Annotated in this window: 16 protein-coding genes; 4 read left to right on the top strand and 12 right to left on the bottom strand. The window is 72.8% G+C overall.

The genetic code is table 11. From position 1 onward, the window contains the following. Window positions 1-21 precede the first annotated feature (21 nt). Complete coding sequence (locus OG472_RS28585; RefSeq protein WP_405831868.1) at window positions 22-1,026, top strand: hypothetical protein; 1,005 nt, start codon at window positions 22-24, stop codon at window positions 1,024-1,026. A gap of 291 nt (window positions 1,027-1,317) precedes the next feature. Beyond that, window positions 1,318-1,701, top strand: coding sequence for an ATP-binding protein (locus OG472_RS28580; protein WP_405831867.1), 384 nt, complete (start codon window positions 1,318-1,320; stop codon window positions 1,699-1,701). 76 nt (window positions 1,702-1,777) lie between these two features. On the opposite strand, the gene dapC is transcribed toward OG472_RS28580, so the two are convergent. Both dapC and fdxA read right to left on the bottom strand, forming a co-directional pair. Further along, a complete protein-coding gene (dapC, locus tag OG472_RS28575; RefSeq protein WP_401606786.1) occupies window positions 1,778-2,872 on the bottom strand; it encodes a succinyldiaminopimelate transaminase in 1,095 nt (364 codons plus the stop codon). A gap of 109 nt (window positions 2,873-2,981) precedes the next feature. Then, the gene (gene fdxA, locus OG472_RS28570; protein ID WP_030011906.1) at window positions 2,982-3,311 is read right to left on the bottom strand and encodes a ferredoxin; all 330 of its coding nucleotides are present in this window, start codon (window positions 3,309-3,311) and stop codon (window positions 2,982-2,984) included. 117 nt (window positions 3,312-3,428) lie between these two features. On the opposite strand from fdxA, the gene OG472_RS28565 reads away from it, so the two are divergent. Together OG472_RS28565 and OG472_RS28560 are read left to right on the top strand one after the other, a co-directional pair. Then, entirely contained in the window at window positions 3,429-4,415 is a 987-nt protein-coding gene (locus tag OG472_RS28565) for a GNAT family N-acetyltransferase (RefSeq protein WP_401606788.1), read from the top strand. Window positions 4,416-4,420: 5 nt separating this feature from the next. Next, complete coding sequence (locus tag OG472_RS28560; protein WP_401606791.1) at window positions 4,421-5,206, top strand: transglutaminase-like domain-containing protein; 786 nt, start codon at window positions 4,421-4,423, stop codon at window positions 5,204-5,206. 199 nt (window positions 5,207-5,405) lie between these two features. On the opposite strand, the gene OG472_RS28555 is transcribed toward OG472_RS28560, so the two are convergent. From OG472_RS28555 to OG472_RS28510, 10 genes are all read right to left on the bottom strand, one after another. Next, the gene (locus tag OG472_RS28555; RefSeq protein ID WP_401606793.1) at window positions 5,406-6,023 is read right to left on the bottom strand and encodes a DNA-binding response regulator; all 618 of its coding nucleotides are present in this window, start codon (window positions 6,021-6,023) and stop codon (window positions 5,406-5,408) included. Next, complete coding sequence (locus tag OG472_RS28550; RefSeq protein ID WP_405831864.1) at window positions 6,020-7,201, bottom strand: sensor histidine kinase; 1,182 nt, start codon at window positions 7,199-7,201, stop codon at window positions 6,020-6,022. The genes OG472_RS28555 and OG472_RS28550 overlap by 4 nt, the downstream gene beginning before the upstream one ends. A 4-nt stretch (window positions 7,202-7,205) precedes the next feature. Beyond that, window positions 7,206-7,946: an ABC transporter permease gene (locus OG472_RS28545; protein ID WP_405831862.1), complete on the bottom strand. Its 741-nt coding sequence runs from the start codon at window positions 7,944-7,946 to the stop codon at window positions 7,206-7,208. After that, entirely contained in the window at window positions 7,943-8,884 is a 942-nt protein-coding gene (locus OG472_RS28540) for an ABC transporter ATP-binding protein (protein WP_401606800.1), read from the bottom strand. The genes OG472_RS28545 and OG472_RS28540 overlap by 4 nt, the downstream gene beginning before the upstream one ends. Before the next feature lie 143 nt (window positions 8,885-9,027). Next, complete coding sequence (locus OG472_RS28535; RefSeq protein WP_405831860.1) at window positions 9,028-10,887, bottom strand: hypothetical protein; 1,860 nt, start codon at window positions 10,885-10,887, stop codon at window positions 9,028-9,030. Window positions 10,888-11,245: 358 nt separating this feature from the next. Continuing rightward, window positions 11,246-11,632: a DUF6113 family protein gene (locus OG472_RS28530; protein WP_405831858.1), complete on the bottom strand. Its 387-nt coding sequence runs from the start codon at window positions 11,630-11,632 to the stop codon at window positions 11,246-11,248. Further along, window positions 11,629-12,525, bottom strand: a complete 897-nt coding sequence (gene mshB / locus OG472_RS28525) for an N-acetyl-1-D-myo-inositol-2-amino-2-deoxy-alpha-D-glucopyranoside deacetylase (RefSeq protein ID WP_401606808.1) — start codon at window positions 12,523-12,525, stop codon at window positions 11,629-11,631. The genes OG472_RS28530 and mshB overlap by 4 nt, the downstream gene beginning before the upstream one ends. A gap of 23 nt (window positions 12,526-12,548) precedes the next feature. Beyond that, window positions 12,549-12,743 (bottom strand): hypothetical protein, encoded by a 195-nt coding sequence (locus tag OG472_RS28520; RefSeq protein ID WP_361770372.1) that lies wholly within the window; start codon window positions 12,741-12,743, stop codon window positions 12,549-12,551. Window positions 12,744-13,136: 393 nt separating this feature from the next. Continuing rightward, complete coding sequence (locus OG472_RS28515; protein ID WP_401606810.1) at window positions 13,137-14,180, bottom strand: ABC transporter ATP-binding protein; 1,044 nt, start codon at window positions 14,178-14,180, stop codon at window positions 13,137-13,139. After that, entirely contained in the window at window positions 14,173-15,147 is a 975-nt protein-coding gene (locus OG472_RS28510; protein ID WP_405942203.1) for an ABC transporter ATP-binding protein, read from the bottom strand. The genes OG472_RS28515 and OG472_RS28510 overlap by 8 nt, the downstream gene beginning before the upstream one ends. Window positions 15,148-15,152: the final 5 nt, after the last annotated feature.

Here is a 15,152-nt window from a genome sequence, read left to right as displayed (position 1 = left end):
GCGTCATATGCCTCAAGTACGGTGGGCCGCGTGTCCGAGAACCGTGATTCCCGTCCTCGCCGCCGCCGGCCGCTGCGCGCGGCCGTCGGTCTGCTCGTTCTCCTCGCGGTGATCGGCTACTTCGCCGTGCAACGCGCCTCGAACGGCGGTGGCGGCGCCCCGTACTGCACGGCCAGGATGTACACGGGCGACTACGACGGAAGCTCCGTATCCTACGAAATGTCCCCGGAGCAGGCGGCGAACGCGGCGACGATAGCCGCCGTCGGCGTCGCGAAGGGCCTGCCCGACCGGGCGGTGACCATCGCGCTGGCGACGGCCATGCAGGAGTCCGCGCTGCGCAACCTCGACCACGGCGACCGGGACTCGCTGGGCCTCTTCCAGCAGCGGCCCTCGATGGGCTGGGGTACGCCGGACCAGATCAGGGACCCGGTCTACTCGGCCGGCATCTTCTACGACCACCTCGTCGACGTGCCGGGTTACTCGCGGCTGCCGCTGACGGTGGCCGCACAGAAGGTGCAGCGCAGCGGGTTCCCGCAGGCGTACGCGAAGCACGAGCCGGACGCGACCGTGCTGACGGCCGCCTTCGGCGGCGACGGCACCCTGGAGTGCGGCGGCCCCGAGCCCACCGGGCCGGGCGACCCGGCGAAGGTACGGAGCGAGGTGGTCCGGATCTTCGGCGAGGACGGCACGCACACCATTCCCCTCCAGACCGGCCTGGGCGGCCAGACCGGCCAGGCCGGCCGGGACAGCGTCGTCGGCAAGAACGGCCCGGAGGCCGAGGTCACCCTGGTGGAGAAGGCGAACGGCGGCGAGCCCGCCATGCGCCGCAGCCGGGCGATGGCCTACTGGGCGGTGGCCAACGCGAAGGAGCTGGGCATCTCCCGGGTCTCCTTCAGCCTGCGCGCCTGGATCGCGGGCCAGGCCCGGGGGCAGTGGCAGCAAAAGGGCGGCACGGGGGCGAAGGACGGCGACGGGGATCCGCACAACGCGAGCCCGGGCGAGGTACGGATCTTCATGGCCCGCTGACGTCCCGGGCTTACCGGGGGGGCCGGCGCCGGTCATCCGTCGGGGTCCTCGCGACACGCCGGGACGGACACCCGGGCGCGCGTACGAGTGATCACCCCTGCGAGGGTGATCCGTTCGGCGGGCCATGACCCCCGGGAGGCACGGAAGCCCTGGTCGGCCGTATCCGATGCGCTTGTCGCGGAAGCCGATTAAACGATGCGTTACCGATCCTTTACCGTCCGGCACCGCAACTCCACCCGCCCCACGAGCGGTTAGTCACGGCGTACTCAGCCGCTACCGCTTAGGAGCAACATGTCCCTCCCCCTGACCCGTCGGATCGCCCGTGCCGCGCTGCTCCTCGCAGCCGGGGCAGCGCCCGTGGTCGGTGCGGCCGGCGCGGCCAGTGCCGCCGGCCTGGAGTCCGTGCCGCTGGGCGCACTCACCGCGCAGGGCGCGCCCGAAGCCGCCACCGGCGCGGCCACGGGCGCGGCCACCGACGCCGTGGGCTCCACCGCCGAGACCCTGCCGGCCCCGGCCGCCGACGTGGCCGGCAAGGCGGGCGGTCTGCTCGGCGGGCTGCCCGCGGCGAAGGAGCTGCCGGTGTCCGAGCTCCCCGTGTCCCAGCTGCCGGTGTCCGAGCTGCCCGTGGGCAGTGTCCTGCCGGCGGGACTGCCCGGAGCACCGCTGGGCGGCTGACGCCGCGGGAAACACCGAGGGGGCCGGGAGTGCGAACTCCCGGCCCCCTCGGGCTGTTCCCGGCCCTGCCCGGCACTCAGCCGAGGCGCTTGACCGCCGCCTCGACGCGCTCGTCCGTGGCGGTGAAGGCGACACGCACGAACCGCGCGCCCGCCTCGCCGTAGAAGTCGCCCGGTGCGACCAGGATGCCCAGGTCCGCGAGATGGGCGACCGTCTCCCAGCAGGGCTCGTCCCGGGTCACCCACAGGTAGAGGCTGGCCTCGCTGTGCTCGACCCGGAAGCCGTGCGCCTCCAGGGCCGCGCGCAGCGCCGCACGGCGGGCCGCGTAGCGCTCGCGCTGCTCCTCGACGTGGCGGTCGTCGCCGAGGGCCGCCACCGTGGCCGCCTGCACCGGGGCCGGGGTCATCATCCCGCCGTGCTTGCGGATCTCCAGGAGCTCGCCGAGCACGTCCGCGTCACCGGCGACGAAGGCCGCCCGGTAGCCGGCCAGGTTGGAGCGCTTGGAGAGGGAGTGGACGGCGACGATCCCCTCGTACGAACCGCCGCACACGTCGTCGTGCAGGACGGAGACGGGCTCCGCCTCCCAGCCCAGCTCCAGGTAGCACTCGTCGCTGAAGAGCAGGATCCCGTGCTCGCGCGCCCAGGCCACGATCCGGACGAGCTCCTCCTTGGCGAGGACCTTCCCGGTCGGGTTGGACGGGGAGTTGAGCCACAGCAGCTTCACACCGGCCGGGTCGAGCTCGGTGGGGTCGTCGTAGACGACCGCCTCGGCGCCGCACAGCCGCGCGCCGACCTCGTACGTCGGGTAGGCGAGGCGCGGGTAGGCGACCTTGTCCCCCGCCCCGAGACCCAGCTGGGTCGGCAGCCAGGCCACCAGCTCCTTGGAGCCGACGACCGGCAGGACGTTGCGGTGCCCGGCGGCGCTCGCGCCGAGGCGCCCGCGCACCCAGCCCGTGATCGCGTCGCGCAGGGCGGCCGTACCCCACACCGTCGGGTAGCCCGGGGAGTCGGCGGCCTCGATCAGGGCGCGCTGGATCAGCGGCGGAACCGGGTCCACGGGCGTGCCGACGGACAGGTCGACGATGCCGTCCGCGTGGGCCGCCGCCGTCTTCTTGTACGGCTCCAGCTTGTCCCAGGGGAAGGCGGGAAGACGGTCGGATACTGCGGCCACGATGGTCTCTGCTCTCTCTGAGTACTGGCTGGTAGCGGGTGCGCAAACGCCTCGGTCCCGTGCGGCGACGAGGCCGTACGGGACCGAGGGGCGCGTCTGCCTGAAAAGGTCAGTGCTCGCCGTTGATGCCGGCAGGCAGCGCGGCGACGAAGGGGTGATCGCGCTCGATCAGGCCCAGCTTGGAGGCACCACCGGGCGAACCGAGCTCGTCGAAGAACTCGACGTTCGCCTTGTAGTAGTCCTTCCACTCTTCCGGAGTGTCGTCCTCGTAGAAGATGGCCTCGACCGGGCAGACCGGCTCACACGCACCACAGTCGACGCACTCGTCCGGGTGGATGTACAAGGACCGCTGGCCCTCGTAGATGCAGTCGACGGGGCACTCTTCGATGCATGCCTTGTCCTTGACGTCGACACAAGGCTCCGCGATGACGTAGGTCACGCTCTCGTTCCTCCTCGGTAGGGCTTTCCATATCGCGCGGGAGCGCGGCGTCGTCGATGCCCGCACCTAGTATCTCCGTTCCCGGGCACGATCCGAACAGGAGGGGCGGACAGAGCTGTGGAAATCAATGCCGGAGGACTGCTGGAGGTCCGAATTACCCCGGCTGACGTGGGTAAACGTGTCTCTGTACGACGGGTGGAGGCCGGGCTGAGCGGATCACCCGAGTTCTCGGACACGGTCGGTGTTCTCACATCCTGGGACCAGGGTGTGCTGCTGATCACAAAGAAGAACGGACAGTCCGTCCGCATCGCGGAATCCTCCCTGGTGGCGGGCAAGACGGTGCCTCCGGCGCCGGCCCGGCGGAGGGGCCCGGCGGCCTCCTTCGAGGAGCTCTCGCGGGTCGCGGCGCGGTCCTGGCAGCCGCTGGAGAGCGAGCGGCTGGGCGACTGGACGCTGCGGGCGGCCGCCGGATTCACCCGGCGGGCCAATTCGGTGCTGGCTGTCGGCGACCCGGGGATACCGCTGGACGATGCACTCGCGCGAGTGACCTCCTGGTACGCGGAACGAGGTCTTCCGGCCTATGTGCAGGCCGCGACCGGAGCCGTCGGCACGCAGGAGCTGCTCTGCGCGGAGCTGGAGCGGCGGGGCTGGGCGTCCGAGGTGTCGGCGGAGGTACGGATCGGGGCGCTGGCGACGGTGGCCGACGTGGCGGCGCCCGCCGCCGGATCCGTACGACTGACCCGTGTCCCGGACGAGGAGTGGCTCGGGCGCTACGGGAAGGTCAACGACCCCGACGTGGCCCGGCGGCTGCTGGTGGAGGGCCCGTCGGTGTGGTTCGCGTCGCTGCCCGGGGGCCGGGCCGTCGGGCGGTGCGTGGTGGACGGGCGCTGGGCCGGCTTCTCGGCCGTGACGGTCGATCCCGTGCAGCGGCGGGCGGGCCTGGCGACGGCCGTGATGGCCGCACTGGCCGGCAGGGCGCTGGAGGAGGGCGCGTCGGCGGCGTGGCTGCAGGTCGAGACGGACAATGCGGGGGCGCTGGCGCTGTACGACGGCCTGGGCTTCGCGACGCACCACACCTACCACCACTACCGGGCGGCGGGGTGAGTCCGGTGGGATGGCGGGAGCAGTTCGCGGCGGAAGTCCGGTCGGAGCGGCCCGATCTGGCACTGCTGTGCCTGCTGCTGGCGACGGAGGCGGACCCGGACCTGGACGAACGCGCCATGGACTGGGCACAGATCGAGCTGGACCGGCTCGCCGGGATGCTGCCGTACGGGCTGCGGGGCGCGCGGGCGTGGGCGTCGGCCGTGACGGAACTGCTGGGCGGGCGGCTCGGCTTCCACGGCACCCCCGCGGACTACGGCCGGCTGTCGTCCTCGCTGCTGCACGAGGTCCTGCGGCGGCGGCGCGGCCTGCCGATCCTGTTGTCGGTGGTGTGGATGGAGGTCGCCCGGCGGGCGGGCGCGCCCGTGTACGGGCTGGGGCTGCCGGGGCACTTCGTGGTGGGCTTCGGGGACCCCGAGGAGGGCGTGGTCGTGGACCCCTTCGCGGGCGGCGCGTCCTTGGGCGCCGGGCCGGCGGAGCTCGCGTCGGGGCCGCGCACCCCGGCCGGCACCCTCGACATCGTGCTGCGGATCCTGGGCAACATCCGGGCGTGGGCGTCGACCCGCCCGGAGCAGTCCGGGGTGGCCCTGTGGACGCTCGAGCTCTCCCTGCTGCTGCCGTCGCATCCGGCGGCGCTGCGGTACGAGCGGGCACGGCTGCTGGTGGAGCGGGGCTCCTTCCAGGAGGGGGCGGCCGAGCTCGACGCGTACGCCGCGGTGGTGTCCGCGGTGGACGCCGACGCGGCGGCCCGTATCCACGCCGAAGCCGTCTCCGCGCGCGCCCTGCTGAACTGACGGGGCTCCGCCCCGCACCCCGTGCCTCAATCGCCGGCGAGGCTTGATCTGCCGACGCCGTCCGCTCAGCGGGGCTGGATTGCCCGCAGGGCAATTTCAGCCCCTCCGGCGTTTGAGGAGCGGGGGGGGTCCGGGGGCCGGCCCCGGCGAAGGCGGCGCGGGTGACCGCGGGGCTGATCCCGGGCAGCCGTGGCGCGGGCTAGAGCCAGCCCTTTTCGCGGGCCACGCGCACGGCTTCGGCGCGGTTGCGTGCCGCCAGCTTCTGGATCGCCGTCGAGAGGTAGTTGCGGACCGTGCCCGCCGACAGGTGCAGCCGCGCCGCGAGTTCCGCGTTGGTGGCGCCGGTCTCCGCCTCCCGCAGAACCTCCCGTTCGCGGTCCGTCAGCGGGTTCGCGCCCTCCGCCAGGGCCGCCGCCGCGAGCGTGGGGTCGATGACGCGCTCCCCCCGGAGGACCTTGCGCACGGCCGCCGCCAGCTGCGCGGCCGGGGCGTCCTTGACCAGGAAGGCCGAGGCGCCCGCCTCCATCGCGCCGCGGAGGTAGCCGGGGCGGCCGAAGGTGGTCAGGATGACGATGCGCAGGCCGGGAAGGGCCGTCTGCAGGGCCGCGGCCGCCTCGATGCCCGTCATGCCCGGCATCTCGATGTCCAGCAGCGCGACGTTCACGTCGTGCGCGCGGGCCGCGTCCACGACCTCGTCGCCGCGGGCCACCTGGACCAGTACCTCGATGTCGGGTTCGAGTCCGAGCAGGGCGGCGAGGGCCTCGCGGACCATCGACTGGTCCTCCGCCAGCAGGATGCGGATCGGGCGTGAGGTCATGATCCCGATCCTAGGGCCAGGGGGACGCGGGCCGTGAGGGCGAAGCCGGTCCGGCCGGCCGGGCCCGCCGACAGGGTGCCGCCGACCGCCGTCAGACGTTCCGTCAGGCCCGTCAGGCCGTTGCCGGGGGTGCCCTGGCCGCCGGAGCCGTCGTCCGTCACCGTCAGCTCCAGCACCGGCCCGTCCAGCGTCTGGCGCGTCTCCAGGGTGACCCGGCAGCGCTTGGCCCCACTGTGCCGGACCACGTTCGTCACGGCCTCGCGCAGGGACCAGGCCAGGGCCGATTCCGCCTCCTCCGGGAGCTCTTCGGCCGGCTCCGCCGGGAGGTCCGCCACCACGCCCGCCGCGGTCAGCGCCGTCCGTGCGCCGGCGAGTTCGCCGGGCAGGGTGGGCCGCCGGTAGCCGCTGACCGCTTCGCGTACGTCGACCAGCGCCTGCCGGCTGACCCGCTCGATGTCCGCGACCTGCCGGGCCGCCGCCTCGGGCTGCCCGGGCAGCATCCGGCCCGCCAGCTCGCTCTTCAGCGTGATCAGCGACAGCGAGTGCCCCAGCAGGTCGTGCAGGTCGCGGGCCATCCGCAGGCGTTCCTCGTTGGCGGCGAGCTGCGCCACCGTGGCCCGGGCCTCGCGCAGCTCTATCGTCGTCCGGATCATCGCGCGGACGCCGACCATGGCGAACCCGCCCATCAGCGCCGGGATCAGCAGGCCAGCCAGGTAGGCGGAGCCGCCCGGGACCGCGTTCGCCGTGACCGCCAGCAGGGCGGTGGTGCCGGGGACGGTCCAGCGGGAGTACTCGGCCGGCAGCGCGGCTCCGGAGGAGATGGCCACGTAGACGAAGAGCACGAGCCATTCGCGGCCCAGGGTCAGCGACAGGACCGTGGCCTGGGCGGCGAGCACCGCCAGGGAGAGCAGGACCCTGCGGACCGGCATCTGGCGTGCGGTGCGGAAGACCAGCACCAGGTACCAGGCGACGAAGGCCGCGAGGCCCAGGCCGCCGAGCAGCCGGGGCCCGAGGGCGTGTCCGCCGCTGATCAGGTCGGTGACGGGCGCGCTCAGGTAGAAGAGCCAGATGCTGATCCAGAGGGCCTTCACCGCCTGCTGGCGGCGGTTCTCCGGCCGTTTGGCGATCTCGGGGAAGCCCCGGTCTGCGCGGTCTGCGTCATCCTGCTTCAGCGCCACGGGTTCATGCCTTCAGTGAGTCCTTGCGGTACAGCCAGGCGGCGGCACCGGTGAACAGTACGAAGTAGACGGCGAGGATCGCCACGTCCTTGGCGTGCGGTGCGCCGCCCAGCTCGATGGCCTGGCCGAGGCCCGCGTAGGCGTGGGTGGGGAGCCAGTTCGCGATGGTCTGGAGCCACTGCGGGAAGTTGGCGGTGGGCATCCACAGGCCGCCGAGGATCGACAGGCCGAAGTAGAACAGCATCGAGAGGGGGCGGACGTTGTCGCCGCTGGCCAGGTATCCGATCGCGACGCCGAGCGCGGCGAAGACGAGGCTGCCGGCCCAGATCGCGCCGGTGAGGGCGAGCCACTGCCAGGCCTCGAACCGTACGTCCTTGACGGCGGCCGCCACCGCGAAGACGGTCAGGATGGAGGGGAGCGAGAGGACGCCGGCGCCGGCGGTCTTCGCGAGGACGTAGCCGTGGCCGGGGAGTGCGGTGAGCCGCAGCTGGCGGACCCAGCCCTGCTCGCGCTCCTTGGCGATGCGCTCGCTGTTGCCCATGAGGACGGCGGTCAGGGCCCCGAAGGAGGCCATGGCGACCATGTAGAAGGCGGGCATGGTCAGTTCGGTGCCCATGACCTTGGTGGTGCCGTCGAGGGTGCCGCCGAGCATCAGGAAGAGGGCGGCCGGGTAGAGCACGGTGAAGAAGAGGTACTTCTTGTTGCGCAGGGCGCGGGTGATCTCCAGCTTGACCAGGGCGTTCACAGGGCGGCCTCCTCGGCCTCGGTGAGGGCGATGAAGGCCTGTTCCAGGCCGAGGCCCGCGACCTCCAGATTGCGGGGGTAGAGCCCGAGCGCGTACACGCCGTGGACGGTCGCGTCGGCGTCGGCGGACTGGAGCCGCACGGTCGCGCCGTGCCGCTCGTAGGCCGTGAGGGCGGGCAGGGCGCGGAGCGCCTGCTCGTCCACGGTGTCGTGGCCGTCCAGGTCGAAGGAGACCTTCCGGGCGCCGGCCCTGGCCTTGATCTCGGCGGCGGTGCCGTCGGCGAGCAGCCGGCCCCTGCCGAGGACCAGCACCCGGTCGGCGATCGCGTCCGCCTCCTCCAGGTAGTGGGTGGCGAAGAGCACGGTGCGGCCCCGGTCGGCCTGTTCCCGCATGGTGGCCCAGAAGGACTGGCGGGCGGTGACGTCCATGCCGGTGGTCGGCTCGTCGAGCACGATCAGGTCGTTGTCGCCGGCCGTGGCGAGGGCGAAGCGCACGCGCTGTTCCTGGCCGCCGGAGAGCTTGTCGACCTTGCGGCCGGCGATCTTGTCGATGCCGGCGCGGGAGAGCACCTCGTCGACCGGGTGCGGGCGCGGGTGCAGGGCGCAGCCGAGCGCGACGATCTCCCGTACGGTCACCTCCGCCATCAGGCCGCCGCTCTGCAGCATGGCTCCGACCCGGCCGGCGGCGACGGCCTCGCGGGGGGTGGTGCCGAAGAGCCGGACGGTGCCGGAGTCGGCGGGGCGCAGGCCGAGCAGGAGGTCGAGGGTGGAGGACTTCCCGGCGCCGTTGGGGCCGAGGAGCGCGACGGTCTCACCCGGGTGGAGTGTGAGGGAGAGGCCGTCGACCGCCCGGACCGGGCCGTAGTTCTTGGTCACGTTCTCGAAGCTGACCACCGTGTCGGTGGCGGGCTTCGCGGTGCGTGTCGCGGTCGTCGTCATGGGAAGAGGTTCGCCCGTACGGGGTCCCGCGCGGCAGTGTCGGGCGTCGTGTGTGCGGGATGACAGATGTCATGCGGCGGACGTGACAGTGCCCCCGCCCGGGGTCCGGGCGGGGGCACTGGTCGGTCGTGACGCGGCGGAGGCTAGCTCGCGTTGGTGTCGATGACGACGGTCCGCTCGGCGGTGGTCTTGCCGCGCAGGGCCTTGCCGAGGGCGCCGGCGACGTCCTGCGGGGTGACCGCCGTCTTGGCGCCGGTGCCGCGGGTGATCAGGACCCCGTCGAAGGTGTTCCCGTAGACCGCCTTGAGCGCCTCCAGGTCGAACTTCTCGGTGAGGCGGCCGTCCACGGCCTGCATGCTGAGGAACTTCGGCAGGGACTTGGAGCCGAAGGGGAGGGACTTGCCCCCCGCCTTGACCGTGGCGATGGCGGACATCGCGGGCTCCGCGAACTCCTTCATCGCCCGGTCCAGTTCGGCCTGGTTGACGACCGGTTCCTTGGTGGTGGTCGGCAGTTCGGGCACGGTCGCCTTGCCGGTGGCGACCTGGTCGCGGAAGGCCTTGCCGACCAGGTCGGCGGAGGCGTCCACGTCCAGGGTGGTGCCGGGCTTGCCGGGGACGGCGACGGCCTTGCCGGTGTCGAAGGTGATCGTGCCCTCGGTGGCCGAGCCGGCCGTGCCGGCGAGCTCCTGGAGCGCGACCTGGAGCTTCTCCTCGTCGACCGGCATCACGGGATCGGCGACGCGCTGCCGGCCGAGCAGGGAGCCGATGACGGTGACGGGGTTGTAGTCGCTGCCGGCCGCGTTGCGGACGGTTGTCTGGCTGTCCAGGGTCAGCCCGGCCTTGTCGGGCTTCAGCTCGACCTGCTTGCCGCCGACGCTGAGCTGGATCGGGGTGGCGGCGCGGGTGCCGAAGGCCGTCTGGAGCTTGGCCACGGCTTCGTCGCGGCTGCCGCTGATGTCGACGTCGAGGACGGTGGTGCCCTTGGGGACGTCGGAGTGGTTCAGGAGCAGCCCTGCACCGTAGGCCACGCCGATCAGGGCCACGATCCCGCCGCCGAGCAGGACCAGCTTGGAGCGGCCCTTCTTGGCGGGCTTGGCCGGCTTGGCGGCCTCGGCCTTCTGCTGCGCGGGCACGGGGCGCGGGGCGGCCGGGGCCGGTGCGGGGGTGGGCAGCGGGGCGTCCAGCTCGGGGCCGGGCCAGCTCGGCGCCTCCTCGACGCGGGGTCCGGCGCCGGGGCCGCCGACCGGGCCGGTGCCGAAGCCGGGACCGTTGGTGGGTCCGGCGGGGCCGTTGCCGTAGACCGGAAAGGCCTCGGTGACGGGGCCGTCGCCCTGGTCGCTCCCGTACACCGGGAAGCCCTGGGTGGACCCGACGCCGGGGCCGCCGGGCATCGGGGCGGCGGGTGCGGGCGCCTGGGGATAGCCGGTGCCGTAGTCCGCCACGGGCGGCGGCGGGGTGCGCGGCGGCGCGTAGGCGCTGTCCGGCGCCGGCGGGGCCTGGGTGCGCGGCGGGGGCGCGTAACCGCCGCCCGGCACGGGCGGAGGCGGCGTCGGGCCGGGCGCGGCGCCGGGCACGGGCCGCTGCGCGAGCGGGGGCGGCGGGGCGGCGGCGGCCGGCGGCATCTGCGCGGCACCGGGCGCCGGGGCCGCGGGCGCGGGCGCGGCGCCCGCCGGCTTGCGGGGGGCGAACCAGTTGCTGGCGGCCGGCTCCTCGGCCGCGGCCGGGCCCTGGGCGCGCGGCGGCTCCGGCTCCCGTTCGGCCTCGATCCGCGTCGGCTGGGGCTTGGGGCGCTGCGCGAGCGGCGGCTCGGGCCTCGGCTCGGGCGTGGGCTGCGGTCCCTGCTCCGGCGTGGTGGCGGCCGGGCTGGAATTGGTGCCCATCGACTTGCGCACGACCACCGGCGGGATCGGCCGGGAACCCGGGATGTTGATCCGGATCCGGGTCGTCAGGGTGGTCTCGGTCTTGGGCCCGTCGGATTCGGGCGTGGACGGCTTCGAGGTCACAGGGTTCTCCTCCGGAGCGGTCGGCGCGCCAGGTCCGGACGGCACAGTCGTGGACGGGTGCTGGCCGGTTCCATACGGCGGCGTCCCCGAGGGGTATGCGGCTCCGCCGTGCCCCTTGGGCCCGGAGGACGAACTGTCGGTTTCACGACTCAAGGCAGGTTCTCCCGGTTGGCTCCGCCGCCCGTCATACCGTGCGCGGGCAGCTCGGCGGCCCGTCCACCATACTGGCCGCCGCCCGCGCGCAACTGACGGCCGGGAATCAGCGGTTCCCCATCACGCCCGCCAAACCCCCCTGAACCGCCCCGAGAGCCCCTGCGCGCCCCCCTGCGCCCATCTCCCTACGAGGTCCGACACCACGTCACTTGGCAGACCGCGCGGCCGAAACCGGCCGGTCCAGCGGACCGCGCATCGTGGCACACATCACAGCGAGCACCGTTCCACCCAAAAGGTAGACGTACATGCCGATTCCGGACGAACTGAGGAGGAAGTCCCCCTCGGGGCGCGGAACGCTGAGCATCACGTACGCGAGGAACCAGCCGGCCGCGGCCCCGCCCACCCCGAGGCCGGTCCCGAGGGCGATCCGGCCCCCGAGGAACAGTCCGAAGAGGGCCAGCAGACCGAGCAGCAGGCCGCCGGGGAACCACAGGTCCACCACCAGCCAGCCGGCCGCGCCGGTCAGCGCGCCCGCGACCACCAGGCCCAGGCAGCCGGCGATCCGGCCGGCCGTCAGGGGGCGGCCGGTCACGCCTGCACCCCCGCGAAGAGGTCGTGCTCGCGCGTCCCCGCCGGGGCGCCCGGGTGACCCTCGACCAGTTCGTAGTACTCGCGCGTGAACAGCGGCTGCGCCAGGTCGTTGGAGAGGGCGAAGAAGGGCCCGTCCACGGCGATCTGGGTGGCGTGGGCCCGCATGGCGGCCGCCTTCGCCGCCACGAAGGGCTCCTCGGCCCCGATCTCGGCGGTGATCCGCTCGTCGGCGACGACCCCGGGCACGTCCTCGGGCGAACCCATGCCCGGGAAGGGGTTCCCGCCTCCGGCGGCGCGCAGCCTGGCGAAGCCCTCCTCGACCACGGAGAGCGGGACGCGGTTCCAGTAGATCTTCCCGACCGCGTGCGGGTCGCCGAGGTCGCGCCGGTACGCGGTCTCCGCGGCCAGTTCGGCGGCGCGCATGGCGACCCGGTGGGCCTGGATGTGGTCCGGGTGCCCGTAGCCGCCGTCCGGGTCGTAGGTGACGAGCACCTGCGGGCGCAGCTCCCGGATCACCTCCACGAGGTACGCGGCCGCCTCGTCGACGTCGGCCGACCAGAAGGCCCCCTGGCGGTGGTTCTGCGGGGCGCCCATCATCCCGGAGTCCCGGAAGCGGCCGGGGCCGCCGAGGAACCGGTGGTCGTGGACGCCCAGTTCGGCCATGGCGGCGGCGAGCTCGCCGACGCGGTGGGCGCCGAGCGTGTCGTCGCGGTCGGCCGCCAGGTGGGCGAGGCCGGGCGGGATGACCTCGCCCTCCTCGCCGAGGGTGCAGGTCACCAACGCGACGTGGGCGCCCTCGGCCGCGTACTTGGCCATGGTGACGCCGTTGTTGATCGACTCGTCGTCCGGGTGTGCGTGCACGAGGAGCAGACGACGGGCGGGAAGACCGTTCATGGACCTAGCCTACGAGGCCAGGGCTAGAACTTGAGGCCACTGATCATGGTGGCCACGTTCGAGGTGAGCTGGCTGAGGGTCGGCGCGACGGTGGAGCTCGCCAGGTAGAAGCCGAGCAGGACGCAGACGACCGCGTGTCCCGCCTTCAGGCCGGCCCTCCGGACCAGCAGGAAGACGATGATCGCCAGCAGCACCACGGCGGAGATCGAGAGTGCCACGGCGTTTCACCTCCACGTCGAGCGGACATCGGTACGCGTATTCGCGCTCGGCGAGAGTCATACCCACCGTGCGCTACGGATCATAACTATCCGTGCCAGCGCATCGATCGAAATCCGGCAGCACGAGGGGCGCATGGCGCGCACGGGCGGGGTCACGGGGAGGCCGGCCGGGGCGGCTGTACGCCTCCCCGGCCGGCTGTCGGCACCCGCACGGCCGCACGCCACCCAGGCTGCATGCCCCAGATCTCGGGGCAGAAACGGTCAAGTTGCCCCCGTGTAAACCGTGTTGCGGAGCGGTGGCCACACCCTCACCCCACACCCCGTGGGTGGCCGGAAATGATCGATGACCGGGGAGTCCGTCCCACGGACAGGACGGGACGGACGGGGCGGGGGCTAGTCCTGCGCGCCCTTCGGCGGCGCGGGCGGGACGACCTGTTTCTCCGCCGCGAAATGGCACGCCGAGGGGTGGGCCGCCGGACCCGAGGGGAAGGCCTCCGGGACCGCCAGCAGCGGAACCTCGGCCGTGCAGCGGGGCTGGGCCTTCCAGCACCGGGTGCGGAAGGGGCAGCCCGACGGCGGGTCGGCCGGGGAGGGCACGTCGCCGGAGAGGATGATCCGCTCGCGGTGGGCGCGGGCCTCCGGGTCGGGCACGGGAACGGCCGAAAGCAGGGCCTGGGTGTACGGGTGGGTGGGGTGGTCGTAGATCTGGCTGTCGGTGCCGATCTCCACGATCCGGCCCAGGTACATGACGCCGACCCGGTCGGAGATGTGCCGCACGATCGACAGATCGTGTGCGATGAAGACGTAGGACAGGCTGAAGTCGTTCTGGAGCCGGTCCAGGAGGTTGATCACCTGCGCCTGCACGGAGACGTCGAGCGCGGAGACCGGCTCGTCGGCCACGATGATCTCGGGCTGGAGCGCGAGGCCGCGGGCGATGCCGATGCGCTGGCGCTGGCCGCCGGAGAACTGGTGCGGGTAGCGGTTGATGTACTCCGGGTTCAGTCCGACCACGTCGAGGAGGTCCTGGACCTTCTGACGGCGCGATCCCCTGGGAGCCACCTCCGGGTGGATCTCGAAGGGCTCGCCGATGATGTCGCCGACCGTCATCCGCGGGTTCAGCGAGGTGTACGGGTCCTGGAACACCATCTGGATGTTGCGGCGCACGGCCTTCAGGGCGCGGCCGGACAGCCTGGTGAGGTCCTCGCCCTTGTAGAGGATCGAACCCGCCGTCGGCCGCTCCAGGTTGACCAGCATCTTGGCCACGGTCGACTTCCCGCAGCCGGACTCGCCGACGATGCCCAGCGTCTCGCCGGCGCGCAGGTCGAAGGAGACCCCGTCGACGGCCTTGACCGCGCCGACCTGCCTGCGGAAGACGATGCCCTGGGTCAGCGGGTAGTGCTTGACCAGGTCCTTCACTTCCAGAAGGGACTCAGCCACGGAGGCACTCCTTCCAGAAGAAGCACGCACTGGTCCGTTCCCCGGCGACCTGCGCGAGCGGCGGGACCTCGGCGCGGCAGCGGGCCTGGGCCATCGGACAGCGCGGGTTGAAGGCGCAGCCCTGCGGGATGGCCAGCAGGTTCGGCGGCAGGCCCTTGATGGCGTACAGCTCCTGGCCCTTCTGGTCCAGGCGCGGGATGGAATCCAGCAGTCCGCGCGTGTACGGGTGGGCGGGCGCCTTGTAGATCTCGTGGACGGGGGCCGCCTCGACGATCCGGCCCGCGTACATGACGGCGATCTTGTCGGCCACGTCGGCGACCACGCCCAGGTCGTGGGTGATCAGGATGAGGCCCATGTTGAGCTCGCGCTGCAGCTCGCCCAGGAGGTCCATCACCTGGGCCTGGACGGTCACGTCGAGGGCCGTCGTCGGCTCGTCCGCGATGATCAGCGAGGGCTCCAGGGCCAGCGCCATGGCGATCATGATGCGCTGGCGCATGCCGCCCGAGAACTGGTGCGGGAAGTCCCCCACCCGCTGCTTCGCCGCCGGGATCTTCACCCGCTCCATCAGCTCGACGGCCTTGGCCCTGGCGTCCTTGCGGGACATCCCGCGGTGGACCTCGTACATCTCGCCGAGCTGCTTGCCCACGCTCAGCACCGGGTTCAGGGAGGAGAGCGCGTCCTGGAAGATCATCGCCATATCGGCGCCGCGGATTCTGCGCCGCTCCTCCTCCTTCATCTTGAGGAGGTCCTTGCCCTTGAAGAGGATCTCGCCGCCCGCGATCCGGCCCGGCGGCATGTCGAGGATCCCCATCACGGCCTGGGCGGTCACCGACTTGCCGGAACCGGACTCGCCGAGCACGGCGAGCGTCTCGCCCTCGTCCACCGAGTAGTCGACACCGTTGACCGCCTTCGCGACTCCGTCGCGCGTCTTGAATTCCACGTGCAGGTCGCGGACTTCGAGCAGCATGTGCG

The sequence above is a fragment of the Streptomyces sp. NBC_00207 genome (assembly GCF_045160965.1).
In the GTDB taxonomy this organism is placed as follows: Bacteria; Actinomycetota; Actinomycetes; order Streptomycetales; family Streptomycetaceae; genus Streptomyces.
The sequence above is the reverse complement of the archived record's forward strand: the minus strand, read 5'-3'. Positions and strand labels throughout refer to the sequence as shown.

What these genes read in the sequence shown, in the direction of transcription:
- OG472_RS28580 (WP_405831867.1), top strand. Translation starts at nt 1,318, where the DNA reads ATGTCCCTCCCCCTGACCCGTCGGATCGCCCGTGCCGCGCTGCTCCTC.
- OG472_RS28555 (WP_401606793.1), bottom strand. Translation starts at nt 6,023, where the DNA reads ATGACCTCACGCCCGATCCGCATCCTGCTGGCGGAGGACCAGTCGATG.
- OG472_RS28540 (WP_401606800.1), bottom strand. Translation starts at nt 8,884, where the DNA reads ATGACGACGACCGCGACACGCACCGCGAAGCCCGCCACCGACACGGTG.
- mshB (WP_401606808.1), bottom strand. Translation starts at nt 12,525, where the DNA reads ATGAACGGTCTTCCCGCCCGTCGTCTGCTCCTCGTGCACGCACACCCG.
- OG472_RS28510 (WP_405942203.1), bottom strand. Translation starts at nt 15,147, where the DNA reads ATGCTGCTCGAAGTCCGCGACCTGCACGTGGAATTCAAGACGCGCGAC.